The sequence below is a fragment of the Bradyrhizobium sp. CCBAU 65884 genome (assembly GCF_028128835.1).
Taxonomy (GTDB): Bacteria; Pseudomonadota; Alphaproteobacteria; order Rhizobiales; family Xanthobacteraceae; genus Bradyrhizobium; species Bradyrhizobium ottawaense.
Map to the genome: position 1 here is coordinate 13886 of NZ_LBJU01000104.1, position 25771 is coordinate 39656.

29 protein-coding genes and 2 pseudogenes are annotated in these 25771 nt (G+C 64.9%); 19 read left to right on the forward strand and 12 right to left on the reverse strand.

The window, feature by feature from the left end; translation table 11 throughout:
- Positions 1–59: 59 nt before the first annotated feature.
- Positions 60–1496 carry a pyruvate kinase gene (gene pyk, locus XI03_RS11080; protein WP_018317789.1) on the reverse strand — a complete coding sequence of 479 codons (1437 nt, stop codon included), beginning with the start codon at positions 1494–1496 and terminating at the stop codon, positions 60–62.
- A complete protein-coding gene (locus XI03_RS11085) occupies positions 1493–2086 on the reverse strand; it encodes a DUF1036 domain-containing protein (RefSeq protein WP_091956438.1) in 594 nt (197 codons plus the stop codon). The genes pyk and XI03_RS11085 overlap by 4 nt, the downstream gene beginning before the upstream one ends.
- A gap of 179 nt (positions 2087–2265) precedes the next feature.
- Between XI03_RS11085 and XI03_RS11090 the strand changes: the two genes are divergently transcribed.
- The 3 genes from XI03_RS11090 (at position 2266) to XI03_RS11100 (ending at position 3619) form a co-directional block, all read left to right on the forward strand.
- Positions 2266–2571 carry a DUF1244 domain-containing protein gene (locus tag XI03_RS11090; protein ID WP_018317791.1) on the forward strand — a complete coding sequence of 102 codons (306 nt, stop codon included), beginning with the start codon at positions 2266–2268 and terminating at the stop codon, positions 2569–2571.
- A 195-nt stretch (positions 2572–2766) separates the two neighbouring features.
- Positions 2767–3039, forward strand: coding sequence for a DUF2312 domain-containing protein (locus tag XI03_RS11095; RefSeq protein WP_014492426.1), 273 nt, complete (start codon positions 2767–2769; stop codon positions 3037–3039).
- A 142-nt stretch (positions 3040–3181) separates the two neighbouring features.
- Complete coding sequence (locus XI03_RS11100) at positions 3182–3619, forward strand: DUF1801 domain-containing protein (protein WP_271592166.1); 438 nt, start codon at positions 3182–3184, stop codon at positions 3617–3619.
- Positions 3620–3665: 46 nt separating this feature from the next.
- Here XI03_RS11100 and XI03_RS11105 read toward each other — a convergent pair whose 3' ends face one another.
- The 3 genes from XI03_RS11105 to XI03_RS11115 form a co-directional block, all read right to left on the reverse strand.
- On the reverse strand, positions 3666–5291 hold the full coding sequence (locus XI03_RS11105; RefSeq protein WP_271592167.1) for a DUF882 domain-containing protein: 1626 nt from the start codon (positions 5289–5291) through the stop codon (positions 3666–3668).
- A gap of 269 nt (positions 5292–5560) precedes the next feature.
- Positions 5561–7774: a L,D-transpeptidase family protein gene (locus XI03_RS11110; RefSeq protein WP_271592168.1), complete on the reverse strand. Its 2214-nt coding sequence runs from the start codon at positions 7772–7774 to the stop codon at positions 5561–5563.
- A 347-nt stretch (positions 7775–8121) separates the two neighbouring features.
- The gene (locus tag XI03_RS11115) at positions 8122–9618 is read right to left on the reverse strand and encodes a sigma-54-dependent transcriptional regulator (protein WP_038948410.1); all 1497 of its coding nucleotides are present in this window, start codon (positions 9616–9618) and stop codon (positions 8122–8124) included.
- 127 nt (positions 9619–9745) lie between these two features.
- Between XI03_RS11115 and XI03_RS11120 the strand changes: the two genes are divergently transcribed.
- From XI03_RS11120 to XI03_RS11175, 13 genes and pseudogenes are all read left to right on the forward strand, one after another.
- Complete coding sequence (locus XI03_RS11120) at positions 9746–11653, forward strand: M3 family oligoendopeptidase (RefSeq protein ID WP_271592169.1); 1908 nt, start codon at positions 9746–9748, stop codon at positions 11651–11653.
- A gap of 72 nt (positions 11654–11725) precedes the next feature.
- Positions 11726–11992 (forward strand): AbrB/MazE/SpoVT family DNA-binding domain-containing protein, encoded by a 267-nt coding sequence (locus XI03_RS11125; protein ID WP_038948412.1) that lies wholly within the window; start codon positions 11726–11728, stop codon positions 11990–11992.
- The gene (locus XI03_RS11130; RefSeq protein ID WP_038948414.1) at positions 11989–12375 is read left to right on the forward strand and encodes a type II toxin-antitoxin system death-on-curing family toxin; all 387 of its coding nucleotides are present in this window, start codon (positions 11989–11991) and stop codon (positions 12373–12375) included. Before XI03_RS11125 ends, XI03_RS11130 begins: the two co-directional genes overlap by 4 nt.
- Before the next feature lie 97 nt (positions 12376–12472).
- A complete protein-coding gene (locus tag XI03_RS11135) occupies positions 12473–12625 on the forward strand; it encodes an aa3-type cytochrome c oxidase subunit IV (protein WP_028140297.1) in 153 nt (50 codons plus the stop codon).
- Positions 12626–12762: 137 nt separating this feature from the next.
- A complete protein-coding gene (locus XI03_RS11140; protein WP_038948415.1) occupies positions 12763–13890 on the forward strand; it encodes a Re/Si-specific NAD(P)(+) transhydrogenase subunit alpha in 1128 nt (375 codons plus the stop codon).
- 11 nt (positions 13891–13901) lie between these two features.
- Positions 13902–14219, forward strand: a complete 318-nt coding sequence (locus XI03_RS11145; protein WP_018317801.1) for a proton-translocating transhydrogenase family protein — start codon at positions 13902–13904, stop codon at positions 14217–14219.
- A gap of 39 nt (positions 14220–14258) precedes the next feature.
- Positions 14259–15656: an NAD(P)(+) transhydrogenase (Re/Si-specific) subunit beta gene (locus tag XI03_RS11150; RefSeq protein WP_028140295.1), complete on the forward strand. Its 1398-nt coding sequence runs from the start codon at positions 14259–14261 to the stop codon at positions 15654–15656.
- 19 nt (positions 15657–15675) lie between these two features.
- Complete coding sequence (locus tag XI03_RS11155) at positions 15676–15846, forward strand: hypothetical protein (RefSeq protein ID WP_271592170.1); 171 nt, start codon at positions 15676–15678, stop codon at positions 15844–15846.
- 28 nt (positions 15847–15874) lie between these two features.
- Positions 15875–16670 (forward strand): annotated as a pseudogene (locus XI03_RS11160) (alpha/beta hydrolase).
- A complete protein-coding gene (locus XI03_RS11165) occupies positions 16624–18102 on the forward strand; it encodes a sodium:proton antiporter (protein WP_271592171.1) in 1479 nt (492 codons plus the stop codon). The pseudogene XI03_RS11160 and the gene XI03_RS11165 overlap by 47 nt, the downstream one beginning before the upstream one ends.
- 24 nt (positions 18103–18126) lie before the next feature.
- Positions 18127–18296: pseudogene (locus tag XI03_RS40510) on the forward strand (ionic transporter y4hA); the annotation flags it as partial.
- Between the two features lie 60 nt (positions 18297–18356).
- Positions 18357–18641: a cupin domain-containing protein gene (locus XI03_RS11170; RefSeq protein WP_028140292.1), complete on the forward strand. Its 285-nt coding sequence runs from the start codon at positions 18357–18359 to the stop codon at positions 18639–18641.
- Between the two features lie 92 nt (positions 18642–18733).
- A complete protein-coding gene (locus XI03_RS11175; RefSeq protein WP_271592172.1) occupies positions 18734–19699 on the forward strand; it encodes a hypothetical protein in 966 nt (321 codons plus the stop codon).
- A 16-nt stretch (positions 19700–19715) separates the two neighbouring features.
- Here XI03_RS11175 and XI03_RS11180 read toward each other — a convergent pair whose 3' ends face one another.
- Together XI03_RS11180 and rpsU are read right to left on the reverse strand one after the other, a co-directional pair.
- Entirely contained in the window at positions 19716–20366 is a 651-nt protein-coding gene (locus XI03_RS11180; protein ID WP_152102405.1) for a tetratricopeptide repeat protein, read from the reverse strand.
- Positions 20367–20636: 270 nt separating this feature from the next.
- The gene (gene rpsU / locus XI03_RS11185; RefSeq protein WP_028140289.1) at positions 20637–20936 is read right to left on the reverse strand and encodes a 30S ribosomal protein S21; all 300 of its coding nucleotides are present in this window, start codon (positions 20934–20936) and stop codon (positions 20637–20639) included.
- A 261-nt stretch (positions 20937–21197) separates the two neighbouring features.
- Between rpsU and aqpZ the strand changes: the two genes are divergently transcribed.
- Complete coding sequence (aqpZ, locus tag XI03_RS11190) at positions 21198–21920, forward strand: aquaporin Z (protein ID WP_028140288.1); 723 nt, start codon at positions 21198–21200, stop codon at positions 21918–21920.
- 45 nt (positions 21921–21965) lie between these two features.
- Here the strand turns inward: aqpZ and XI03_RS11195 are convergent, their stop codons facing one another.
- Both XI03_RS11195 and purE read right to left on the reverse strand, forming a co-directional pair.
- The gene (locus XI03_RS11195; protein WP_271592173.1) at positions 21966–23072 is read right to left on the reverse strand and encodes a 5-(carboxyamino)imidazole ribonucleotide synthase; all 1107 of its coding nucleotides are present in this window, start codon (positions 23070–23072) and stop codon (positions 21966–21968) included.
- Positions 23069–23557 carry a 5-(carboxyamino)imidazole ribonucleotide mutase gene (gene purE / locus XI03_RS11200; RefSeq protein WP_038948420.1) on the reverse strand — a complete coding sequence of 163 codons (489 nt, stop codon included), beginning with the start codon at positions 23555–23557 and terminating at the stop codon, positions 23069–23071. The genes XI03_RS11195 and purE overlap by 4 nt, the downstream gene beginning before the upstream one ends.
- A 141-nt stretch (positions 23558–23698) precedes the next feature.
- Between purE and XI03_RS11205 the strand changes: the two genes are divergently transcribed.
- Positions 23699–24424, forward strand: coding sequence for a GGDEF domain-containing protein (locus XI03_RS11205; RefSeq protein WP_271592174.1), 726 nt, complete (start codon positions 23699–23701; stop codon positions 24422–24424).
- Here XI03_RS11205 and XI03_RS11210 read toward each other — a convergent pair.
- The 3 genes from XI03_RS11210 to XI03_RS11220 all read right to left on the reverse strand — a co-directional run bounded on the left by XI03_RS11210 (position 24421) and on the right by XI03_RS11220 (position 25243).
- Positions 24421–24672 carry a hypothetical protein gene (locus XI03_RS11210; protein WP_028140285.1) on the reverse strand — a complete coding sequence of 84 codons (252 nt, stop codon included), beginning with the start codon at positions 24670–24672 and terminating at the stop codon, positions 24421–24423. The two genes, XI03_RS11205 and XI03_RS11210, sit on opposite strands and share 4 nt — an antisense overlap.
- Positions 24673–24695: 23 nt before the next feature.
- Positions 24696–24914: a hypothetical protein gene (locus XI03_RS11215; RefSeq protein WP_028140284.1), complete on the reverse strand. Its 219-nt coding sequence runs from the start codon at positions 24912–24914 to the stop codon at positions 24696–24698.
- A 122-nt stretch (positions 24915–25036) separates the two neighbouring features.
- Positions 25037–25243, reverse strand: coding sequence for a YdcH family protein (locus XI03_RS11220; RefSeq protein ID WP_008546179.1), 207 nt, complete (start codon positions 25241–25243; stop codon positions 25037–25039).
- Positions 25244–25572: 329 nt separating this feature from the next.
- Between XI03_RS11220 and XI03_RS11225 the strand changes: the two genes are divergently transcribed.
- On the forward strand, positions 25573–25752 hold the full coding sequence (locus XI03_RS11225; RefSeq protein WP_026201910.1) for a YdcH family protein: 180 nt from the start codon (positions 25573–25575) through the stop codon (positions 25750–25752).
- Positions 25753–25771 lie beyond the last annotated feature (19 nt).

Consider the following 25771-nt stretch of genomic DNA (forward strand, 5'->3'; position numbering starts at 1 on the left):
CTCCGGCTACTGTGCATGGGGTTGTTTTTCGACTTTTTGTTTGGCGTGCCCTGGCGGGCCTACATGATCGCGTCGCCCTCGGGGCCGACCGAGGCGATGCGCACCATGTTGGTGGTGCCGGGGATGCCGAGCGGCACGCCTGCGACGATGATGACACGCTGGCCGGCGCGGACGAAACCGTCCCGGAACGCGATCTGGCCGGCGCGGCCGACCATGTCGTCCTGGTCGCGCGCGTCTTCCGCCACCACGCAATGCACGCCCCAGACCACCGCGAGCCGTCGGCCGGCGGTGATGTTCGGCGTGATCGCCACGATCGGCGGCTTCGGCCGCTCGCGCGCCACCCGCACTGCGGTCGAGCCCGAGCTGGTCCAGCAGATCAGGGCGGGAAGGTCGAGCGTCTCGGCGATCTGCCGCGCGGCGTCGGCGATGGCATCGCCCGCGGTGGATTCCGGCGCGGGACGCTGTGCGGTGAGCACGGAACGATAAATCGGGTCGCGCTCGACCTCCTCGCCGATGCGGTTCATGGTCGAGACCGCCTCGACCGGGAATTTGCCAGCCGCCGATTCCGCCGACAGCATGATGGCGTCGGCGCCCTCATAGACTGCCGTGGCGACGTCGGAGACCTCGGCGCGGGTCGGCACCGGCGACTGGATCATCGATTCCAGCATCTGGGTTGCGATCACCACCGGCTTGCCGGCGCGGCGTGCCATCCGCGTCATCTGCTTCTGCAGGCTCGGCACGCGCTCGAGCGGCAATTCGACGCCGAGGTCGCCGCGCGCCACCATCAGCGCGTCGGAAGCCTCGATGATGTCGGCGAGGCGGTCGATCGCCTGCGGCTTCTCGATCTTGGCCATGACCGCGGCGCGGCCGCGGATCATCTTCTTGGCTTCGATCACGTCGTCGGCACGCTGCACGAAGGACAGCGCGATCCAGTCGATGCCGGTGACGAGCGCCGCCTCGAGGTCGGCGCGGTCCTTCGAGGTCATGGCGGAGACCGGCAGGTCGGTGTCGGGCAGGCTGACGCCCTTGCGGTCGCTCATCTTGCCGCCGACCACGACCCGCGTCACCGCGTGCTCTTTCGAGGTCTCCTCCGCGATCAGGCGCACCTTGCCGTCGTCGAGCAGCAGCGCGTGGCCGGGCCGCAGCGCCGCCAGGATCTCGGGATGCGGCAGGTGGACGCGCGTGGTGTCGCCGGGGGCCTTGTCGGAATCCAGCGTGAAGGTCTGGCCGTTCTGCAGCTGCACCGAGCCTTCGGCGAACGAGCCGAGCCTGAGCTTCGGGCCCTGCAGGTCGACCAGGATGCCGATCGGCCGGCCATAGCTGCTCTCGACGTTGCGGATCGTCGCCACCAGCTCCCGCATCTTGTCATGCGGGGTGTGGCTCATGTTGATGCGAAACAGGTCGGCGCCGGCCTCGAACAGGCGGCGGATCATCGCGAGGTCTGAAGAGGCTGGGCCCAGGGTCGCGAGAATCTTTATACGGCGAAGACGCCTCATGGCTTATTTCCAGACGGGGGCGAGGGAGCTGGCGGGAGGCCAGGCGGGGCGGGGGGCGTACCACCGGGCGGGCTATTGGGCAAACCCGGAACCCCGCCCGGGCCAACCGGACCGGGGAGGCCGGGTACGCGCTGCTGCGCCGGCTGTTCGTTGGCATCGGTGAGCTGCACCGTCCACGCCCGCTGCTCACCGGTATCGACCTCGAAATAGCCGGTCCGGTCATAGCCGCGCGCGAGGCAATCCTCGGTGCCGCGGATGGTGAACTCCTTGTCGCGCGAGCACATGAAGGCCTGCCCCGACCACTCGCCGCCGCGGTCATAGTCGATGGCGTAGATGTAATAGTAACGGGCGACCAACGTTCCCCGCAGCAGGGTCTCGCAGGAGCGGGACGAGATGTTCCACCAGCCCTCGGTGGTCCAGCCCTCGGCGTCCTTGTAGCCGAGCGCAATGCCGACCCGGCTCGACGTGTTGTTGCAGAGACGGAAATCGGCGGAGGCCGGGCTGCTCCACAAGCACAGCAGGCCAATCGCCAGCACCGGGACCAACCGGGCGAGCATGCGAAGGGGGGAGCGGGGAGATTCGGCGATCATTGTCGCGGAAGCTATATCAGATCATTGGCGATTTGGCGTAGGGGGCCGGGGAACTGCCTCAAGGCCGGGTTCGGGTCGGTTTGCGCCGGGATATGGCAAAATCTGTGACAGGACCCACCTGATCCCATAAGGGTGACCGCAATCGGGGCAGGCCCAAAGGGATATCAAGGGACATAGCCATGGCAATCGACGACAAAACCAGAACGGAGCTCGAGGCGGCCGCTTTCCGCCGTCTGGTCGATCATCTGAAATCGCGGACGGATGTCCAGAACATCGACATGATGAATCTGGCGGGCTTCTGCCGCAACTGCCTGTCCAACTGGCTCAAGGAAGCTGCCGACGCCCAGGGCGTCGCCTTAAGCAAGGACGAGAGCCGGGAGGCCGTCTACGGCATGCCCTACGAGACCTGGAAGTCGAAATACCAGGGCACGGCCACGCCAGAACAGCTCGAGACGATGAAGAAGGTCCATCCCCACGGGCACTGAACGGCCCGGGTGCGCCTCGCTGAGTCGCACCACACAACAGCTTTCTTGGCCTCGCCGCAGGAAGGTGTGGGCGCGCTGTGGACGAGCGCGATGCTGCCTTGAACGCAGTCGGTACCAACCCTAAGGGTCTACCAGCACGCGCGGTGAGGGATGCCGGCGTCACCTCGTTTTGCCAGTTCCATTGGGAGTACCTAGATGGCCACCTCCGCCGCCGTCCGCGACGACGAGCCCGCGACGAAATTTGCCAAGGACCAGCTCAAATCCATCATCGAGCGCATCGAGCGGCTGGAGGAAGAGAAGAAGGCGATCTCCGACGACATCCGCGACGTCTATGCCGAAAGCAAAGGCAACGGCTACGACGTCAAGGCGCTACGCACCATCGTGCGCATGCGCAAGCAGGACCCCAACGAGCGCGCCGAGGCCGAGACGATTCTCGAGACCTACATGCAGGCGCTGGGCATGCTCTGAGGCGTTCGCGCCTCAAGCACGACTGCGGCAGCCCGGAGCACAGCGAAATCCGGGTTCTCGCAGTGTGAAAGCAATCCCGGATTGCGCCGCGCTCCATCCGGGCTAAAAATGGCGCGTGTTTCGTTTGCGAACGGAGTCGCGAATGACTGCGCCATCGCTGCCGCGCGAGGTGAACCGTGCCTTCGGCGCTCTGCCGGCACCGATCGGCAAGCGGCTGCTTCAGGTGCGCGCGCTGATCTTCGCGACGGCCGCGGCGTATGAAGAGGTCGGCCGGCTCACCGAGACTCTCAAATGGGGCGAGCCGGCGTATCTGACCGACGAGACCGGCAGCGGCTCGACGATCCGGCTCGGCCGCGTCAAGGACTCCGCACACGCCGCCATCCTGTTCAATTGCAAGACGACGCTGATCGATAGCTTCCGCGAACGCTTTCCCGATCGGTTCGAGTACCGGCAGACCCGGGCGCTGTTGTTGCCGGTGGTGGGCAAGCTGCCAAGCCGCGAGCTATCGGTCTGCCTGTCGCTGGCGCTGACGTATCATCTGGACCGGCGAGCGCGAAAGCGCGGTAGGGCGTTCTTGTAGCCTGGATGGAGCGAAGAGACTGAATTCGTGGAGGTAGCTCGGCGCCTCAGCGCAGCGCGGCCGTGCGCATGACGAAAGACGTCGTCTGGAGCTTCGCGGTCGCGCTGCCCGAAAAACTGTCGCAGGACAGGCCGTGCATCGGGTCGTCGGCAAAGCCCATCGCGATCACGGCCTGCGGCTTGACGAAATAGCCGCGCAGCGCGGCCGTATCGAGCTCGCCCATCAGCGTGACCGACATCGCGCGGCTGGCGCTCGGCGATAGCATCACGATCTTGAGCCAGATGCTCTCGCTCTTGGCGGCCGAGAGGCGGGTCGCGGTCGCGACCGCGCCGTCGACGCTCTTGCCGACCACCGTGTTGATTTCGGTCGCCTGGGCGATGCTGCGTGACGCGGGACGGGCCGAGCGCGGGATCGGCGCGGAGGCGGCGACGACATTGGCGCGATCAACCGGGGAGGCGGCCGGCGCGAAAGCCAGCGCCTGAAGGGCCGCGTTGGACACGCTCGCGGTTGCTTGCGGATCGGTGGCAGAGGCGAGCGCCTGGCGGGCCTTCAGCGCAGCGATTTGCGCCGGCGTCGCCTGCTGCGGCGCGGCCGGGACATCATCCCAGAAGCCGCGGGCGTTGATGATGTCGGCCGGGGTTTCCGGCTTGCCCTCCGCAGATTTGGGTGCCGGCTTGTCAGCCACGGCCGCGGGCTTCGGCTTGGGCGGCGCGACCAGCTGTGCGTCGGCCGAGGCGAGCTGGATCGCGGCGGCGATCTGCGGCTTGGCGCGCGGCGTCGGCACCGGATCGGCGGGCTTGGCTGCGGCTGCGACGACAGTTGCTGCCGCCGGCTTGGCGGCCGGCGCGGGCGCGCCCTCATCGTCCTCGTCGCTGCTGGCGGCCGGAGCGGCGGACTTGCCCTTGAACAAAGCGGCGAAGAAGTTCGGCTTGCTGCTGGAGTCGTCGCCATTGCCGCGGCGCTCGATCTCGGCCTTGGCGAGCTCATAGCCCTTGAGCGGGGTGCCGTCTGTCGGCAGATGCACCGTCTTTCCGTCCGGGAAGACGCGGGCGAGCTGGTCATGCGTCATGCGTGGCCAGTGCCGGATGCTGCCGGTGTCCAGATGCACGAAGGGCGAGCCCGACGTCGGGTAGAAGCCGACGCCGCCGCGCTGCAGGCGCAGGCCGGCGAAGCGGATCTGCTCCAGCGGCACGCCCGGAATGTAGAAGTCCATCGCATGTCCCAGCATGTGCTGGCTGAAGCGCGCCACCCCGGAGGAGCGGCGGCGGAGCATGGCGTTGGTGGCGGGGGAGCGGTAGGAGGAGATGATCTGGATCGGCTGCTTGGCGTCGACGTCGCGGTAGACTTCCCAGAGGATATCGAAGAGGCGGCGGTCCATGACCGTCTCGTCCTGGGTGCGCCAGTCGCGCAGGAAGTGATTGAGCTGCTTCAGCGCCGCTTCGTCATAGCGGCCATCACGCTTGAAGGTGACGGTCAGGTCTTCGCCGGAATGGGTGTGGTGGAAGGAGAGGGTCTTGGTTTCGCTCAGCGCGGCGGCGTTGTGGACTGAACCCGCGGCAGCAAGCAGCAATACGGCAGCGAGGCCGATCCGGGATCCGGCCTTCACTCCCGCATGGGACAACGACAGCACAGTAAATTGGCGTGCGAGACCAGTCAGCACGTATGAGCCCACCCAGTCGACGAGCGTTCAAAATGGACTCTCCCGCCAACCCCGTAGCAGTGCGAAAGAGGATGAACGCTTTCTTAAAGCGAGAAGGTTAATTCGAGGTTGACCTTCCCGCGCCCAAACCAAGTCAGGCTACAATCCTAACCCGTTGAGTGTGGCAAAAAAACGCCCGGTGCCGGGAGCCAGGTGGACAATGGTTAACGTTAAACGGCCCCATCCATGGGACGGGGCCGTTGATATCGTTGTGGAATTCGAAAAGCTGAGTTCCCGCAGCCTTACCGGGTGAACACCCGCTGCTGCTGGGACCGGCGGCCGACCGGAGCCGGCGGCGGGGTCGGCGCCCCGCCTCCGAACAGCCGTTCGAAGAAGTTCGGGCCCGACGAGCCGAAGCCACCGCCATTGTTGGCCACGGCCACGCCTGAGGGCAGGGTCGTCGCCGGGCGCGAATAGCTCGGCTGCGAGTGCGCAACGACGGCCTCGAGATCCTTGCCCCGGTTGTTCTTCAGGATGTTGATCATGGTCGCGTCGCGGCCATAGACGTCCTTGCGGAACTGCAGTTTGCCGGCATCGTCCACGAAGGCGGTCTGATAGGTGATGTTGACCGGGACCGGAGTCGGGAATTTCAGGTCGATCTCGCTCTTGCCGTACATGCTGCGCACGCGCTCGGGCGTGTACTTCTCGTTCGGCATGGTGATGTTGAGCAGCACGGACGCGTACTGATCCGGATTCTGCACGCGCATGCAGCCATGGCTGAAGGCGCGATCTTCCCTGGCGAACAGGTTCTTGTCCGGCGTGTCGTGCTGATAGACCAGGAACTTGTTCGGGAAGTTGAAGCGGATGCGGCCGAGCGCGTTGGCTTCACCGGGCGGCTGCGAGATGTGCACCGAGCCGTCGCGGTTCTGTTCGAGCTTGAGGCCCATGCGCTGCAGCACGGTCGGGTCCTGCTGCAACGCCGGCAGATACTCGTTGTAGACGATCGACGGCGGCACGTTCCAGGTCGGATTGACCGTGATGTACTTCATCGTCTCGGTCAGCAGCGGGGTCGCATGCGTGCCCGGCTTGCCGGTGACGACGCGGGTGGTCCAGACCTGCTGGCCGCGCTGCATCACCTTCAGCGTGTAGTCGGGAATGTTGAGGATCACATAGGCATCGCCCAGCGCGGGCGCGCCGAGATCGCGCGGCAGCCAGCGCCAGCGCTCCATGTTCACCAGCACCACGTCGATCTGCTTGTCGCGCTTGGGGGTGTTGAGCGCCTTGACCGTCTTGTCGTCGAGGATACCGGTCGCCTTCATCTCGGCGCCGCTCTGGAACTTGCGCACGGCGTCGGCGACCGCTGCGTCATAGCGGGTGTCGCCGGCATTCTCGGCAAGGCCGAGCTTGGCGCGAAGCTGCGGCACACGCGCATCTTCCACGACGACCTCAGCCTGCTTCTTGCTGGCCGGGGTGTATTTCAGCGCCGGACCGTCGGCGATCTCGATCACCGGGCCGCTGCCCTGACCACGAAGCTCCGCGAGCTTGGCCTTCAGCTCCTTGTAGAGCTTGTGCGGCGGATTGTAGCTGTCGAGCGCAGCGGAGGCGTCCGTCGCGGTCGTGACCTTGGCGAGCACCTCATTCGGGTCGACCGGATGCTCGGGATAGAGGATGTCGCCGCTGACCTGCGACCAATGCATGCGGCCGCTCTGGGCCTGGCGCGCATAGTCGAACATGCTGGCGGTGAGCTTGAGCTCGGCATCGGCCAGCGCATCGGGCGTGGTGGCGCTGGCGAAGTCCGGCACCGGATAGTCGGCGGGATTGAGGCCGTCGGACGCCGCGTCCTTCAGCCGCGCGATGACGCCCTTGGCCGCGGTGGTCAGGCTGCCGCCTTGCGTCCAGACCGGCGCGAAGTCGCGTGCGCCATAAAACTTCTCGATCGCCGCGCGCTCGTTCTTGCGATCGAAATGGCGCGAAGTCTTGGCGCCAATGATGTCCTTGAGCTTCTCGGCGACCGGCTGGTCGGCGGCGGGAACATTGCTCGCGGCCTTCACGGGCTCAACGGTAGGGGCCGCAGCCGTGGCCGGTGCCGCAGGCGCAGCCGGCATGGCGGTGTCTGCCTTGGCCGGCTCGGTCTTCACAGGCTCGGTCTTGGCAGGCTCGGTATTGGCCGTTTCGCCCTTCGGCGCCTCGGCGGCGGGCGTGGTGGCGATGTCGGAAGGCTTGGTCTCGACCTTGTTCGGGGCCGGCGCGATGTCAGCCTTCACGGGCGCCTGTGCCGGCTCCTTGGCGGAATCCTGCACCGTGGCGGTGGTGTCGAGCTTGATATCGGAGGCGGTCGGGGGCGGGACGTTGGCCGGCTCGGGGCGCGGGATCGCGGCTTCGATCGCGAGCTCGGCAGCGCTGCTGCGCGCCTGATCCTGCGCCAGGGCTGAGCTGGCCGACACCGTGAGGAAGGTCGCCGCGACCGTCATCAAGACACGGTCGAAGCCCGCACGGTGGTTCAAACAGTCACGCATTGTGTCGCACCCCTCGGGTGAACTGTCCCTCGTGGAACAGCTTTGTTATCGCCTATTGAGCTTCGGCTAAATCGCGCCGGCCTCTCGAAAGTTGCACGCCTGCACGCAACGATTCATACGCAGACGATATACAGGCCCCGGTTTTGCAGCCAGCGCTAACCGGGACAACTCACGCCAAACTGACTTCAAGGGAGCCTCTTGGCAACGGATTGTGCGCCTGCACAGCGCGCTTTTCCCTGTGTCTGTCACTTCCAAGTCACGGTTCAAGAAGCAGTCGAATTCTGTCGTCAGGCGAACGGCTTACAGCCGCTCCCGCATCGCCGCGCGAACCCTCGTTCGCATGATGCTCAGTGCGTCTCCTCGCCGCTTTTCCCGCCATGTCCGGGAACCCCGGCCTCGTCGAGTTTGCGGTAGAGGGTGGACCGGCCGATTTTGAGGCGGCGAGCCACCTCGGACATCTGGCCGCGGTAGTGCGAGATCGCGAAGCGGATGATCTCGTTCTCCATGTCCTCCAGCGAGCGGACATCGCCGGTCGCGGTGAGCAGGGCGAGCGTGCCTACCGCCGGGAGCGGCGCGATCGGTATTTCATTACCCGATACCACCGACGGGGTCGCCGCCGGCTCGAGCATCAGCGGGGCGGTCGGAATCTCGGTTACGGGATGCTGCTGCGAAGCGAGCAGAGGGAAGTCGCCGAGGCCGAGCTGGTCGCCGTCGCTCATCACCACGGCGCGGTAGACCGCGTTCTCGAGCTGGCGGATGTTGCCGGGCCAGTCGAGCTGGGCAAGATGGGCCATGGCCTCGCCGCTGATGCCGGTGATCGCGCGGTTCTCCTCGGCGGCAAACCGCGCCAGGAAATGCCGGAGCAGATGCGGGATGTCCTCGCGCCGCGCCCGGAGCGAGGGGATCGTCAGCGGCAGCACGTGCAGGCGATAGAACAGGTCTTCCCGGAAGTGTCCTTGTTTCACCCGCTCCAGCAGCCGGCGATTGGTTGCCGAGACGATGCGGACATCGACCTTGACGGGCTTGCGGCCGCCGACCGCCTCGACTGCGCCTTCCTGGAGCGCGCGCAGCAGCTTGACCTGCGCAGTCAGCGGCAGCTCGCTGACCTCGTCCAGAAACAGCGTGCCGCCATGGGCCTCGACGAACTTGCCCATGTGCCGCTCGGTCGCGCCGGTGAAGGCGCCCTTCTCGTGGCCGAAGAGAATGGACTCGACGAGGTTGTCGGGGATCGCGCCGCAATTGACGGCGACGAAGGGCTTGGCCTTGCGCTCGCCGCTGCCATGGATGGCGCGCGCGAACATCTCCTTGCCGACGCCGGACTCGCCTTCGATCAGAACGGGAATCGCCGAGTTCGCCGCCTTCTGCGCGGCGCGCATCACGGGTGCCATCGCCTCGGCGCGGGTGATGATGTCGGAGAAGGTCAGCCGGCCTTCGCGGCTGTGCCGGATGCGCTGCAATTCGCCCTTGAGCGCGGAGGCGTTGAGCGCGTTGCGCAGCGAGACCTGGAGCCGCTCCACACCAACCGGCTTGACCACGAAATCGGCCGCGCCGGCGCGCATCGCCGAGATCACGTTGTCGATGCCGCCATGGGCGGTCTGCACGATGACGGGGACGCTGAGGCCCGCTTCGCGGATTTTCGCCAGCACGCCCATGCCGTCGAGGCCGGGCATCACGAGATCGAGGATGACGGCGTCGATGGCCGGCGCGTCGGGAGCGGTAAGGGCGGCGATCGCGGCGTCACCGGAGTCCACGACGACCGTCTCATAGCCGCATTTCTGCACCATGTTCTCGACCAGCCGGCGGGCTACGGCGTCGTCGTCAGCGATCAAAATACTGGCAGCCATGGTGTTCCCCGCACGCTACTACTATCTGTCTCGAATCGGGGCACTCTGGCCGAAGCCGATTAACGCACTCTTAAACCTTGATGCCTCCGCCCGCCGTCGCGCTTGTTGAACACAGGTTTCCCACACAATGAATTCGCGCTCCAAGACTGCTCTCCGCAAGCCTGCCGCCAAAACATCCGCCGCCAGAACATCCGCCGCCAAGAAATCCGCCGCCAAGGCAAAGTCCCCCAAAACGCCGCTCGCAAAGCCTGCGAGCAAGACCGGCAAGCTTCCGGAGTGGAACCTTGCCGATCTCTATTCCGGGATCGATGCGCCGGAAGTGGCGCGCGATCTCGAAACGATGGATGCCGACTGCGTCGCGTTCGAGACGGACTACAAGGGCAAGCTGGCGACAGGGACAGCAAACGAAGATGGCGGAAAATGGCTCGCGGAAGCCGTGCGACGCTATGAGGCAATCGACGATCTTGCCGGCCGGCTCGGTTCCTATGCCGGGCTCGTCCACGCCGGCGACAGCGTGGACCCTGCGATTTCAAAGTTTTACGGCGATGTGTCGGAGCGGCTGACGGCGGCGTCCACGCATTTGCTGTTCTTTGCGCTCGAACTCAATCGTGTCGATGACGATATTTTGAACCGGGCCATGCAAGCGCCCGAGCTCGCGCACTACCGTCCCTGGATCGAGGATCTGCGCAAGGAGAAGCCGTATCAGCTCGACGACAAGCTCGAGCAGCTTTTCCTGGAGAAGGCGCAGACCGGCTATTCCGCCTTCAATCGGCTGTTCGACCAGACCATCTCCGGACTGCGCTTCAAGGTCGGGGCCAAGGAGCTGGCGATCGAGCCGACGCTCAATCTGTTGCAGGACCGCGACGGCGCCAAGCGCAAGAGCGCAGCCGAGGCACTGGCAAAAACCTTCAAGGCCAATGAGCGCACCTTTGCGCTGATCACCAACACGCTCGCCAAGGACAAGGACATCTCCGACCGCTGGCGCGGCTTCCAGGACGTCGCGGATTCCCGCCATCTGAACAACCGTGTCGAGCGCGAAGTGGTGGATGCGCTGGTCGCCTCGGTGCGGGCGGCCTATCCGAAGCTGTCGCATCGCTATTACGCGTTGAAGGCGAAGTGGTTCGGCAAGAAGCGGCTGGCTTATTGGGATCGCAACGCGCCGCTGCCCTTTGCCGCGACCGATACCATCGGCTGGCCCGACGCGCGCAACATGGTGCTGACGGCCTATCGCGGCTTCTCGCCCAAAATGGCCGATATCGCCGAGCGCTTCTTCACCGATCGCTGGATCGACGCGCCGGTGCGGCCGGGCAAGGCGCCGGGCGCGTTCTCGCATCCGACCACCCCGTCGGCGCATCCCTATGTCCTGATGAACTACCAGGGCAAGCCGCGCGATGTGATGACGCTCGCCCACGAGCTCGGCCATGGCGTGCATCAGGTGCTGGCGGCGAAGAACGGTGCGCTGATGGCGCCGACGCCGCTGACGCTGGCCGAGACCGCCAGTGTGTTTGGCGAGATGCTCACGTTCAGGCGGCTCCTTGCCCAGACCAAAAATGCAAAACAGCGCCAGGCGCTGCTCGCCGGCAAGGTCGAGGACATGATCAACACCGTGGTGCGGCAGATCGCGTTCTACTCGTTCGAGCGCGCGGTCCACACCGAGCGCAAGAACGGCGAGCTCACCGCGACGCGGCTCGGCGAGATCTGGCTGTCGGTGCAAGGCGAGAGCCTGGGTCCGGCGATCGAGATCAAGGCGGGCTATGAGAACTACTGGATGTACATCCCGCACTTCATCCATTCGCCGTTCTACGTTTACGCCTATGCCTTCGGCGATTGCCTCGTGAACTCGCTCTATGCGGTCTACGAGAACGCGGCCGAGGGTTTTGCCGAGCGTTATCTCGACATGCTCGCTGCCGGCGGCACCAAGCATTATTCCGAGTTGCTGCGGCCGTTCGGGCTCGATGCCAAGGACCCGAAGTTCTGGGACGGCGGCCTGAGTGTCATCGCCGGGATGATCGACGAGCTCGAGGCGATGGGCTGAGTGTAGGGCCGTAAAACATTTGTTGAACAATTGGGTGGGTCGTGTTATACAGATGTATAACGAGGTGCTGCCATGAACGAGAACGCGAGCTCTAAGGACTTGAAGAACGAATCCACCGTGCTTCAGGTGCGCAAGATAGGCAATTCGATCGGCGTTATCCTGCCGAAGGAGCTCGCGGGTCGTCTGAATCTCAAAGAGGGCGACAGGCTGTTTCCGGTCGAGCAGTCGGACGGTGGCGTGTTGCTGACGCCGCATGATCCTGACTTCGAAAAAGCAATGGAAGTCGCACGGCGAGGCATGAAGCGTTATCACAACGCTCTCGCCGAGCTTGCCAAGTGAATGAGCCGTTCTGGCTGACGCGTCGGATCATCATTGCGATCCACCACGAACAACTGGCGATCCATGGCGGCGCAAGCGGCCTTCGAGATGAAGGCATGCTCGAATCCGCGCTCGATCGGCCCAGAAACAAATGGTCTTACGAGAGCGCCGATCTTCCCGAATTGGCGGCGGCGTACGCCTTCGGCATCGCGCGCAACCATCCGTTCGTCGACGGCAATAAGCGCACGTCGCTGCTGGCGCTGTACACGTTTCTCGGCGTGAACGGCATCGACTTCGTTGTACCCGAGGCTGAAGCGGCAGCCATCATCCTGTCGCTCGCTGCCGGCGAGGTCAGCGAGGAGAACCTGACGCGTTGGATCCGCGACAATTGGGATTCCAAATGAGCCGATTTGCGGGAAAACCGCTGCCCAGCGCCGTTGCCCTGCTCGAAGGTTTCAGGTATCCCAGCCCAAGAATTCGACTTTCGACTGGGGACAATCCATGGCTGATCATAGCGAAGTGGCGTACAGCACCGCCGACGGCAACGACTACGTTGCCCACGAGCAGACCTACGAGGGCTTCATCAAGCTGGTGAAGTACGGCACGGTCTCGGTCGCGCTCATCGTGATCCTGATGGCGGTCTTCCTGACCTGATCTGTCGGCAGCTGCACACGCCAGCGGCAGCAGCTGCCCAGAATATTTGCATCCAAGCCGGTGCCAAAACCGGTATCGAACGCCGCGGGAGTAACGCTTAGTTTGCGCGCGCGCTGTCCCGCGCCGCCGGAGGACCTATGAAGATCGCCGTTGCCAAGGAAATCGATCCGCTCGAGCCGCGAGTCGCCGCTTCGCCCGATACGGTGAAGAAGTTCAAGGCGCTGGGCGCCGAGATCGCCGTCGAGCCGGGCGCCGGCCTCAAATCGGGCCTGCCGGATTCCGAATTCACCGCGGTAGGTGCCACCGTCAGCGCAGATGCGCTGAAGGATGCCGACATCATCATCAAGGTGAAGCGTCCTGAAGCCTCCGAACTCGCGCAGTACAAGCGCGGCGCGCTCGTCATCGCCATCATGGACCCCTATGGCAACGAGGCCGCGCTGAAGACGATCGCCGATGCCGGCGTCTCCGCCTTCGCGATGGAATTGATGCCGCGCATCACGCGCGCGCAGGTGATGGACGTGCTGTCCTCGCAGGCGAACCTCGCCGGTTACCGCGCCGTGATCGAGGGCGCCGAGGCGTTCGGCCGCGCCTTCCCGATGATGATGACCGCTGCCGGCACCGTGCCTGCGGCGAAAGTGTTCGTGATGGGCGTCGGCGTCGCCGGCCTCCAGGCGATCGCGACCGCGCGCCGTCTCGGCGCCATCGTGACCGCGACCGACGTGCGGCCCGCGACCAAAGAGCAGGTCGAATCGCTCGGCGCGAAATTCCTCGCCGTCGAGGACGAGGAGTTCAAGAACGCGCAGACCGCCGGCGGCTACGCCAAGGAGATGTCTAGGGAATACCAGGCCAAGCAGGCCGCGCTCACCGCCGAGCACATCAAGAAGCAGGACATCGTGATCACCACGGCGCTGATCCCGGGCCGGCCCGCGCCGAAGCTCGTCTCCGGCGAGATGGTCAAGTCGATGAAGCCGGGCTCGGTGCTGGTCGATCTCGCCGTCGAGCGCGGCGGCAATGTCGAAGGCGCCAAGGCCGGCGAGGTCGTCGACCTCGATGGCATCAAGATCGTCGGCTACACCAACGTCGCCGGCCGCGTCGCGGCCTCGGCCTCCAGCCTCTACGCGCGCAACCTGTTCTCCTTCATCGAGACCATGGTCGACAAGACGGAGAAGAAGCTCGCCGTGAACTGGGACGACGAACTGGTCAAGGCGACCGCGCTCACCAAAGACGGCGCCGTCATCCACCCGAACTTCCAGCCGAAGGCTTAAGGAGACCCGCCATGGAGCATGCTGCACAGGTCGTCGACCCCTTCATCTTCCGGCTGTCGATCTTCGTCCTCGCCGTCTTCGTCGGCTATTTCGTGGTGTGGTCGGTGACACCGGCGCTGCACACGCCGCTGATGAGCGTGACCAACGCGATCTCCTCGGTGATCGTGGTCGGCGCGTTGCTTGCCGGCGGCGTCGCGAACGTCTCGAGTGGCTCGGGCTGGGCCCGCGCCTTCGGCTTTGTCGCGCTCATTTTCGCCTGCGTGAACATTTTTGGCGGCTTCCTTGTCACCCAGCGCATGCTGGCGATGTACAAGAAGAAGTCGAAGTAAGCGGCCACCTCGGGCTGAAGGGATCAATGGGGACCTGAGATGAGCGCCAACCTCTCTGCATTTTTGTATCTCGTGGCGGGAGTGCTGTTCATCCTGTCGCTGCGCGGGCTGTCGAGCCCGGCTTCGTCGCGCCAGGGCAATCTGTTCGGCATGATCGGCATGGCGATTGCGGTCGCCACCACGCTGGCCAACCATCCGCCGGCAGACGGCCTCGCCTGGGTGCTCGTCATCGTCGGTATCGCCATCGGTGCCGCGATCGGCGCGGTGATCGCCCGTCGCGTGCCGATGACCTCGATGCCGGAGCTGGTCGCCGCCTTCCACTCGCTGGTCGGCATGGCCGCGGTGCTGGTCGCCGCCGGCGCGTTCTACGCGCCCGAGGCCTTCGATATCGGCACCCCCGGCAATATCCATCCGCAGAGCCTGGTCGAGATGTCGCTCGGCGTCGCCATCGGCGCGCTGACCTTCACCGGCTCGGTGATCGCGTTCCTGAAGCTGTCCGCGCGGATGAGCGGCGCGCCGATCATCCTGCCCGCCCGCCACATCATCAACATCGCGATTGCCGTGGCGCTGGTGTTCTTCATCGTTCGCCTGGTCCTGACCGGCGGCGCGCTCGACTTCTGGCTGATCGTCATCCTGGCGCTGGCGCTCGGCGTGCTCATGATCATCCCGATCGGCGGCGCCGACATGCCGGTCGTAATCTCGATGCTGAACTCCTACTCCGGCTGGGCTGCGGCCGGCATCGGCTTCACGCTCGGCAATTCCGCGCTGATCATCACCGGCGCGCTGGTCGGCTCGTCGGGCGCGATCCTGTCGTACATCATGTGCCACGCGATGAACCGGTCCTTCATCTCGGTCATCCTCGGCGGCTTCGGCGGCGAGACCGCGGCGGCCGGCGGTGGCGGCGGCGAGCAGAAGCCCGCCAAGCTCGGCTCGGCGGACGACGCGGCCTTCATCATGAAGAATGCCCAGAAGGTCATCATCGTGCCCGGCTACGGCATGGCGGTGGCGCAGGCGCAGCACGCGCTGCGCGAGATGGGCGACATCCTGAAGAAGGAAGGCGTCGAGGTGAAGTACGCCATTCACCCGGTCGCCGGCCGCATGCCCGGCCACATGAACGTGCTGCTCGCCGAAGCCAACGTCCCCTATGACGAGGTGTTCGAGCTCGAGGACATCAACTCCGAGTTCGCGCAGGCCGACATCGCCTTCGTGATCGGCGCCAACGACGTCACCAACCCGGCGGCCGAGGAGGACAAGACCTCGCCGATCTACGGCATGCCCGTGCTTCAGGTCTGGAAGGCCGGCACCGTGATGTTCATCAAGCGCTCGCTCGCCTCCGGCTATGCCGGCATCGACAATCCGCTGTTCTATCGCGACAACACCATGATGCTGCTCGGCGACGCCAAGAAGGTCACCGAGAACATCGTCAAGGCGATGTAGCACGCGAAGGAAACGGACCGTGGCCATCAACATGGAATGGTACCGGTCCCATCGCATGCCGCTCAAGGCGACGCGCGAGCAGCGCGTCGCATGGCATGCCGACCACAAGGCGGCGTGCGGCTGCCGCGACGTACCGGCGAGCCTCCGGCCCGATGTCATGAAATTGCTGCGGAGCCGTCGCAAGCCCTGAGCCTGAACCGGGGGCCAGCCGCGCAATGATCACCATCGCCAAATGGACCGTCATCCTGCTCGCGACCGTCTATCTCGCCGGGCTCGTCGCGCTCTATGCCCGGCAGCGCGAGATGCTGTTTCCGATACCGACCGCCAAGCGGACCCCGCCTGAGGCAGCAGATTGTCCCGAGCGGAGGAGCATGTCCTGACCACCTCGGATGGCGAGAAGATCATCGTCTGGCATGTGCCGGCGAGGCCGGGTCGTCCCGTGATCCTGTATTTTCCGGGCAATGGCGATTTTCTCGCCGGCCGTGTCAGCCGCTTCAAGGCCATGACGGCTGATGGCACCGGCTTGGTCGCGCTGTCCTACCGCGGCTATGCCGGCTCGAGCGGCGCGCCGAGCGAGGAGGGGTTGCTACGCGATGCCGCTGCCTTCTATGCCTTCACCACCGCCCGCTACACGGCGGAACGAATCGTCGCCTGGGTTTCTCGCTCGGGACCGGCGTGGCGGTTGCGCTCGCCTCGGAACAGCGTGTTGGAAAGCTCGTCCTGGAGGCCCCCTATACCTCGACGGCCGACATTGCATCTTCGTCATTCTGGTTCGTGCCGGTGCGCCTCTTGATGCGCGATCCGTTCCCTTCCGACGAGCGGATCGCGCGCGTCACGGTGCCGCTCCTGGTGATGCATGGCACCAATGACCTTGTCATTTCGATCGTGTTCGGAGAGCGTCTGTTCGCGCTCGCGCATGAACCGAAGCAGTTCGTTCGCTTTGCGGGCGGCGGACACGACAATCTCGATGCGTTCGGTGCGATCGAAACGGCAAGGCGCTTCATTGGATCCTGAACGGCTCGTCTCCCGGCTGTGGGGCGTATCCCTCGCCGCCATCCTCGCTTTGTTGCCGCAGCAGGCCTGGGCCGCAAGCGGCCTCGATGGTGCGGCGATGCGCTGGCCCTATGCGCTTCCCTTTGCCGGCCTGTTGCTGTCGATCGCGCTCGGACCGCTGCTGTTTGCAAAAGTCTGGCACCATCATTACGGCAAGATCGCTGCTGCCTGGTCGCTGCTGGCGCTGGCCTCGCTCGTCATTTTTGCCGGGAGCATGGCGACGCTGGCGGCGTTCGTCCACGCCATGCTCGCTGAATATCTCGGCTTCATCGTGCTGCTGTTCGCGCTCTATGTCGTGGCCGGTGGCATTCTCGTCACGGGCGACATCAAGGCCACGCCGGCGACGAATGCCGGCATCCTCGCGCTCGGCACCCTGATGGCAAGCATCGTCGGCACCACGGGGGCCGCGATGATCCTGGTCCGTCCGCTGATCCGCGCCAACCGGCCGCGGCGCCACAACGCCCATGTCATCATCTTCTTCATCATCCTGGTCGCCAATGTCGGCGGCGCGCTGAGCCCGCTCGGCGATCCCCCGCTGTTCGTCGGTTTCCTGCACGGCGTCGACTTCTTCTGGACCACGCGGAGCATCTGGTTGCAGACCGCAATCGTCGCCGGATTGCTGCTCGCGATCTTCATCGCCATCGATTCCTGGCGCTTCCGCAGCGAGCCCGCGCTGGGCGACGCCGGTCCTGCGGATCCGGTCCGCATCCGCGGTCTGGTCAACCTCGTGCTGATCGCAGCCATCGTCGCGAGCCTGCTGGCCTCGGCGATGTGGAAGCCCGCTATCGCCTTCGACATTCTCGGAACGAAGCTGGAGCTGGAAGACATCGCGCGCAATTTGGCGCTGCTTTCCATTGCGGCGCTGTCGGTGTGGCTGACGCCGGACGAGCACAGGCTGGCCAACGGCTTCACCTGGGAGCCGATCCGCGAGGTCGCAAAACTGTTCGCGGGCATTTTTGTCGCCATCATCCCGGTCATTGCCATGCTCAATGCCGGCCATCACGGCGCCTTTGCCTGGCTGTTGTCGGCCGTGACGGCACCGGACGGCACGCCGCGCGAGGTCGCCTATTTCTGGTTCACCGGCCTGATGTCGGCGTTTCTCGACAATGCGCCGACCTATCTCTTGTTCTTCCAGCTTGCCGGCGGCGATCCGCAAATGCTGATGCATCAGCTGTCGGGCACGCTCGCGTCGATCTCGATGGGCGCCGTCTACATGGGAGCGCTCACCTATATCGGCAACGCGCCGAACTTCATGGTCAGCAGCATTGCCAGCGAGAACGGGATCAAGATGCCGAGCTTCTTTGGCTATCTCGTGCGCGCCGGCGCGGTGCTGATCCCGCTGTTCATGCTGCTGACGCTGCTGCCGGTCGCGCCGATCCTGCGCTGGCATTGAATCCGCCGGCCGATTTGCTCGCCGCTCGACAACGAGCTCGAGCTCGGCCTCGACGCCCGGGGGGCAGCGTGCTCTTGCTCCCGACCTTCGTCCTGAGCATGCCGACCTTCGGCACGGGCAGGACAAACGTCCTGTTCGGGCTGGTCCATGTGATGGTATTTGGCGTCTACGTATTCATGGTTTCGTTGCCCTGAACCCACTTTGCGCTCACGCGGCCCTTCGGGGGCCGGGATCGCGTCCCAGGAGAGGTCCCAATGCTTGCCGCCAGATCCGAGGTTCAGGTCGACAACGAGGAGGTCCGGGTGACGGAATGGCGGCTCGGTCCGGGCAGCGCCACGGGGCATCACACCCACGGCATGGATTATGTGATTGTTCCCGTCGTCGCGGGCGAAATGACCATCGTGGCGCCGGGCGGCGAGCGGTCCAAGGCGCAGCTGGCAGCCGGGAAATCCTATTTCCGCAAGGCGGGCGTCCAACATGACGTACTTAACGAAACCTCAACCGAGATCGTGTTCCTTGAGATCGAGCTGAAGCCGTAGGTCCGGCCTTACAACTTGCCATCGATCCGTCGCAGTTGATCCCTTACAATGCCCCAAAGTTCCCGCATCAGATCGCGCGGGGAGTGGCCGGAATGCTGAAATACCTCGCTAAAATTTCGATGGATATTTTCCCCTCGGTGCTCGCGACGATCATCGGGGCGTACATCGTTAACCACTACATCAACGCCAAGCCGGCGGCTGACGCCCCTGCGGCCGTCGTGGCCCCTGCCGAGGCCGGCAAGAACGGCAAGCCCGCCGATGTGGCCAATCTCCCGGCGCCCGGCGTCAAGGCCAAAGGCATCCCCGAGAAGAGCGTGACGGACAAGCCGGCGGCTGAAAAGGCTGCCGATCAGCCGACTGCCGAGCACAAGGCTGCGGATGTGGCTCCGGCCGAGGCCAGCCCGCGTGGCAAGCCCTCGGCGCGCGAGAAGGCGGTCGCCAAGTCTACCCCGACGTCTACCCCGGCCGCCAGCACGCCCGCTCCCGCCGCTCCGGTGGTTGAGGCCAATTCGGCGCCGGCTGCCGCGGCTCAGGCCCCCGACGCCAACGACCTCGTGCGTGCTGCGATCGAGCGTCTGCGCAAATCTCCTGAGGGCAAGTCTCCTGAGGGCAAGTCGTCTGAGGGCAAGTCCGCCGAGACCAAGCCTGCCGAGGTTAGGCCGCCCGAGACCAGGTCAGCCGAGAAGCCGACCGAGCCTGCCGTGCGGGAAGCCGCTCGCACGCCCGAGGCCCCGCGGGTCATCAGCATGGAGCCGGCTACGGTCCGTCCGCTGCCGCCGCCGATCACGGTATCGACGCCCTCACCAGAGGCCTATGGCAAGGATGGCTCCTCGCCGGCCAATCCGTCCTATACGGCCTCGGTCGGCAGCGATGATCCGAACCGGATGACGCCGCCGGCCGACATTCCCGTGCCGGTGATCGCGCCACCGCTCGATCTGCGCGCCGACGCTGGCGGCTCCATGCCGCGGCCCAAGAAGACCAATGTCGCCGACGAGATGCTGTCGGGCATGAAGTCGATGTTCCACTCGGTTCTGCCGAAGAGCGCCACCCCCGATTGAGACGGTGCCAGAACCGTCAGCCGCCGACGCGGGCCAGGCCGCTGCGCGCGGCGTCGTCGCGTGGACGAAGCGAGACAGCCCTGGTGTAGGACGCCGCCGCCTTGGCCCTGTCGCCCAGCCGCTCATAGGCCTGTCCCCGCGCGGTCCAGACCTGCGCGTTGTGCGGATCGGCCTCTGAGGCCTCATCCAGATCGGCCGTGGCCTCCTTGACCTTGCCGAGCGCGAGATAGCTGGTGGCGCGGCCGAGCAGCGGCTCGACCTTCTGGGGATTGAGCCCGCTCGCAGCGCTGAAATCTGCGATCGCGAAGTCGTGCTGATTGTTGCTCTGGTAGATCAGGGCACGGCCATACAGCGCCTGCGCATTGTAGGGATCGAGCCCGACCGCGCGATTGAACTCGTCGAGCGCCGCCGCGACCTCGCCTGACTTGGCCAGGGATTGGGCTTTTGCGGTGTGGGCCTGAGCCTCGGTGACGTTGGCGGCGCTCACCGCGCTCTCGGCGGGCGCGGCGGCCTTGGGCGCCTCCTGCGGCTTGTCCTTCTCCGGCATCAGCGATCCCAGATCGAACGAGCAGCCGCACAACGCTATCCCCATGAGCGCCAGCGCGAACGGCGGCTGCGAGATCCGGCGTAGCCACGTCAAGCCGTGCTGGGGGAGGGGGGAGGCCATCTACGGTTCGCTCGCGCTAGAGCATGATCCGGACCCGAAGGGCCGCGTTGGCGAAAAGTATGCAGCGGTTTTTCCTCGCGACAAACGCGCAATGCGTTTGCGTAGAGATTGCTCAAACAACAAACTAAAGCGCGACGACGTTCAATCCAAATCTCATCGCGCTTGCGTGCCGCATCCGTGGTGCCGACCCGGAAAAGGCCCCGCGCACAAACAATAACGCGGGCCAGAGGCCCGCGTCATCGAAACTGAAATCTTGCAAAATTCGGTAAATCAGCGCGGTCCGCGCGGACCAGCACCTGCACCCGGGCCACGACCGCCGCGATCACCGCCGGGACCGGCGCCGAACACCGGCTTCGGCTTCATCGGCAGCAGGCCTTCGCGCTGCAGCTTCTTGCGGGCCAGCTTGCGCGCACGGCGCACAGCTTCGGCCTTTTCGCGGGCCTTCTTCTCGGAGGGCTTCTCGTAATGACCGCGGAGCTTCATCTCGCGGAAAATTCCCTCGCGCTGCATCTTCTTCTTCAGCGCCTTGAGGGCTTGGTCGACATTGTTATCGCGAACGAGAACCTGCACGCGGCATCCTCTTCAGTGGATCGGATTTGAATTCTGGTAAGACGAAGGGGATGGCGAAAACGCGCAAGCCCTTAACCTTGAGGGCGCGGATGTATCAGACAAATCCCGGGATGTCCACCGGACAAGCGGGCTTTCGGGCCAAGTTCAGCCATTAAATGAGGCGAAAATACCTCTGTGCGGCCCTGATTTGGGCGATTCGACGCCAGGGATGGGGCCGTTTCCGGAGCTTGTTCCGGAATCTTTGAAAGCAGGGGACGATACATGGATATCAAGAAATACGCCGCTGAAGCCATCGGCACCTTCTGGCTCACATTCGCAGGCTGCGGAAGCGCGGTGATCGCTGCCGGCTTCCCGCAGGTCGGAATCGGTCTGGTCGGTGTCTCCCTCGCATTCGGACTGAGCGTGGTCACCATGGCCTATGCGATCGGCCATATCTCCGGCTGCCATCTCAACCCGGCCGTCACGGTCGGTCTTGCCGCCGGCGGGCGTTTTCCGGCCGGCCAGATCCTGCCCTATGTGATCGCGCAGGTGGCCGGCGCGATCGTGGCCGCCTGGCTCCTCTACGTCATCGCGAGCGGAGCTCCCGGATTCGATGTCAGCAAGGGCTTCGCATCCAACGGCTATGATGCGCATTCGCCCGGCCAGTACAGCATGATCGTGTGCTTCCTCACCGAGGTGGTGATGACCATGATGTTCCTGTTCATCATCATGGGCGCGACCCATGGTCGCGCGCCCGCGGGCTTCGCGCCGCTCGCGATCGGGCTCGCGCTGGTGATGATCCATCTCGTCAGCATCCCCGTCACCAACACCTCGGTGAACCCGGCGCGCAGCACGGGTCCTGCGCTGTTCGTCGGCGGCTGGGCGATCGCGCAGCTCTGGCTGTTCTGGGTCGCACCGCTGATCGGCGGTGCGCTGGGCGGGGTGATCTATCGCTGGCTCAGCGAGGAGCCCACGGGCGTCGTCGCAGGCGCGAAGACGGCCTAAAGCGTTTTCGAGCGAAGCGGGATCGCAGCGATTGCTGCGGTCCCGCTACTTGCCTTTCGTCGGCCTGACTTCGGTGACGTGGCCCATCTTCCGGCCGGGGCGCGGCGCACCCTTGCCGTAGATGTGCACGGTCGCGCCGGGCACGCTCAGCCACTTTTCGTAATCGTTGATCTCGTCGCCGATCAGATTGGTCATGGTGACGACTTCGCCGTGGCGCACGGGCTTGCCGAGCGGCCAGCCGGCGATGGCGCGGATGTGCTGCTCGAACTGCGAGACCGACGCGCCGTCGAGCGTCCAGTGCCCGGAATTGTGCACGCGCGGGGCGATCTCATTGACCAGCACCTTCGGGCCTGTGCCGTTGGCGAGCACGAACATCTCGACAGCGAGCACGCCGACATAGTCGAGTGCGCTTGCGATCTTGCCGGCGATGCTGCGTGCTTCCTCGGCGAGCGCAGCCGGGATCGGCGCGGGCGCGCGCGATATCTTCAGGATGTGGTCGCGGTGCTCGTTCTCGGTGACATCGAAACACTCGACCTGGCCTGTGACTGAGCGTGCGGCGATCACGGAGATCTCGCGCTCGTATGGCACGAAGGCTTCCAGGATCGCGGATTTGGTCGCGAGGCTGGTCCACACCTTGGCGATATCGTCGCCCTCGCGGATGATGACCTGGCCCTTGCCGTCATAACCGAAGCGGCGGGTCTTGAGCACGGCCGGAAGGCCGATCCTGGCGATCGCCTCGCGCAGCGAGGACACCGAGGTGACGTCGGCATAGGCCGCAGTGCCGATGCCGAGCCGCGTCACGAAATCCTTCTCGGCGAGCCGGTCCTGGGTGGTCTCGAGGATCTTGCGGTTGGGCAGCACGGGTCGGCGCGCGTCCAGCACCATCGCGGCGGCCGATGGCACGTTCTCGAATTCGTAGGTGATGACGTCGACGTCGTTGGCGAACAGTTCGAGCGCTTCGACGTCGGCATATTCGGCGCAGGTCGCGTTCAATACGACGTCGAAAGCCGGCGAGTCCGGATCGGGCGAGAACACCTGGCAGCGCAGGCCGAGCCGCGCCGCAGCCATGGCCAGCATCCGGCCCAATTGTCCGCCGCCGAGGATTCCGATGGTGTCACCGGGCTTCAGCTTCACCTGCCTGGTGTCGGTCACGCCTTGTCCTCCGGGCGCTCGGCGACCGCCTCGGTCTGCGCCTTGCGCCAGGCGGCGAGGCGATTGGCCAAGGCCGGGTCGGACAACGCCAGGACGGCCGCTGCCAGTAGTGCGGCGTTGGTTGCCCCGGCCTTGCCGATGGCGAGGGTGCCGACCGGGATGCCGGCGGGCATCTGGACGATCGAATAGAGCGAATCGAGGCCCTTGAGCGTCTTGGATTCGACGGGAACGCCGAACACCGGGAGTTCGGTCAGCGCCGCCGCCATACCGGGCAGGTGCGCAGCGCCACCGGCGCCGGCGATGATGACCTTGTAACCCGCGGCCTTGGCGCCCTTGGCGAAAGCGAAGAGACGGTCGGGGGTGCGGTGGGCCGAGACGATGCGGGTGTCGGCGGCGACGCCGAGCGCGGCAAGCGTGTCGGCGGCATGCCGCATCGTGTCCCAATCCGACTGGCTTCCCATGATGATGGCGATCGGCGCGGTCATGACGTTAATTGTGCCTGAAAAACAGAAAGATAGGCCAGATTAACGGTTCCGGCCGGCGGCTCGCAAGGCGGTGGCAAGGAGAAGGGAATCCACTATCCTGTCTTGGTGAATCCCCGCAAGCCTTCATTGAGCAGGATGCCCATGAAGAAACCAAAAAGGGCGGGCGCTGCGAAGGCCAAAAAGGGCCGGAAAACCAGTGCCGGCCGACCCAAAGCCGCCCCAAAACGGCTGACCAGGCGTTCGGCGAGGCCGCCGACGCGCGGCGCGTCGGGCGATGAGGGAGCCAAGGATGCCGTCAGGACGACGATCCGGGGCTTGCGGACCAAGCTCAAGGAGGCGCAGCGCCGGGTCGTGGAACTGGAAGCTGCGGCAGACACCGATTTCCTGCTCGATATCCCCAACCGGCGCGGCTTCGAGCGCGAGCTCGCGCGCGCCATCGCCTACATGAAGCGCTACCGCGCCAGCGGGGCGCTGATCGTGCTCGACGTCGATCGGTTGAAGCCGATCAACGATTCGTTCGGTCATGGCGCCGGCGACGAGGTGCTCAAGGCGATTGCCGCCACGCTGACGCGGCAGGTCCGTGCCTCCGACGTGGTCGGCCGGCTCGGAGGCGACGAGTTCGCGCTGCTGCTCTGGAATCTCAGCGAGACCGACGCCAAGGCGAAGGCGGCCATCTTCGAGCAGGCGGTCGACGAATTGTCCTTTGTCTTTCGCGGCCAGGAGGTGACCGCGGGCGCCTCCGCCGGTGTCGCGCTTCTGGGGGCGCAGTCCGACCCGGGCCGCGCCCTGGAGGAGGCGGATGCCGCCATGTATGTGCGCAAGGCGCACCGGCGGCACGAGCCGGGGGTCAGGCTGGTCGGCAGCTAAAGCGCGCTGAGATCTGGCGGTACGTTACCGAATTTCCGCAGCAATTTGGCGTCGCCAAACTCGCCGGTCAGAGGATCGCCGCTGCGGCTGAAGGCGACGGCGCCGATATGGCCGGCGCCGTGCGCCAGCATTTCCGCACGACGCAGGGCGGCAGCCGATGTCTGGCATTCCTCGGCAGCACCCGCCACCGGCGATCCGTCCTCGTCGATCAGGAAGGGCAATGCAACGTAGTAGGTGACGTCGGGCATGATCGACTCCGATAGCTGACGGTTCAGGCGGCGCTGCTCTTGCTCCGCATCTTGCTGCGCGAGGTGTCCGGAATGCAGCCGGCGGAAATCGCCGCCTGCAGTTCCTCCAGCTCGGCCTCCAGATATTCGTTGGCCATGATCAGCGCCTTGATGGTGCTGCGCAGATTGCCGTCGCACATCGCGATCGCCTGATCGCAGGCCTGTTCATAATGGCTGTTGTCGAGAAGGGCGGCTGTCGACATCTGCATTGTCCTTGTCAGTTGTCCTGGGCGTTTTCTGGGGGCGCTGGGGTCCTCAAATGTTCCTATTTTGTTCTTTTGGAGTCAAGCGGATTCATCCGCGCGAGGGAAAGCCGGATCGCAGGTCAGGCGATGATGTCGGGGGTGATCTGGTCTTCGATGAACGCGATGCGGTCTCGTAACAACAGCTTGCGCTTCTTCAAGCGCTGTAACCGCAATAGGTCGGGGGCGGGCGATTGATGCAGTGCATCGATCGCCGCGTCGAGATCTCGGTGTTCCTGCTGCAACCGGGTGAGCTCGGCTTCGAGCTCACGCTCGTCTTCATTGGTCATGTCTGCGGTGGCCGAAAACCGATAGGCGTGGGATTAAGGCTGTGGATGCCCTGTGGAAATTATCGTCCTTGCGCGGCGTGATCGCAAGCGATCTGCGACCATCGTTCGCCGATCTCCAGCGACATATTTCCGCTGATCGCTGCGGCGCTGCGCAAGCGCATTGATATCATGGATTTTTCCCGCGCGGTTCCTTTACTCACGCTTCGTTACATATGAATTTTCAAAAATGAAGCTGCGGCGACGGTTACCCATCGACAGAACGAATCGCTGATGTACACTTCCTTGTCCGGATCGAATCCTGAGGTTCAACCCTACCGAGGAGGTTTCGAATGACAATTCAGGCACATCTCGTTGAATTGGAGCGGAAGCACAAACTTCTCGAAAACGAATTGCACGAAGCTCTCGTGCACCTTTCAACAGACGACCTGCAAATTGTTGAGTTGAAGCGCCGGAAGTTGATGGTCAAGGACCAGATCGAGCGTCTGAGGCACGGCGACACGCTCCACTAGTAACCCCCGTAACAGCGTA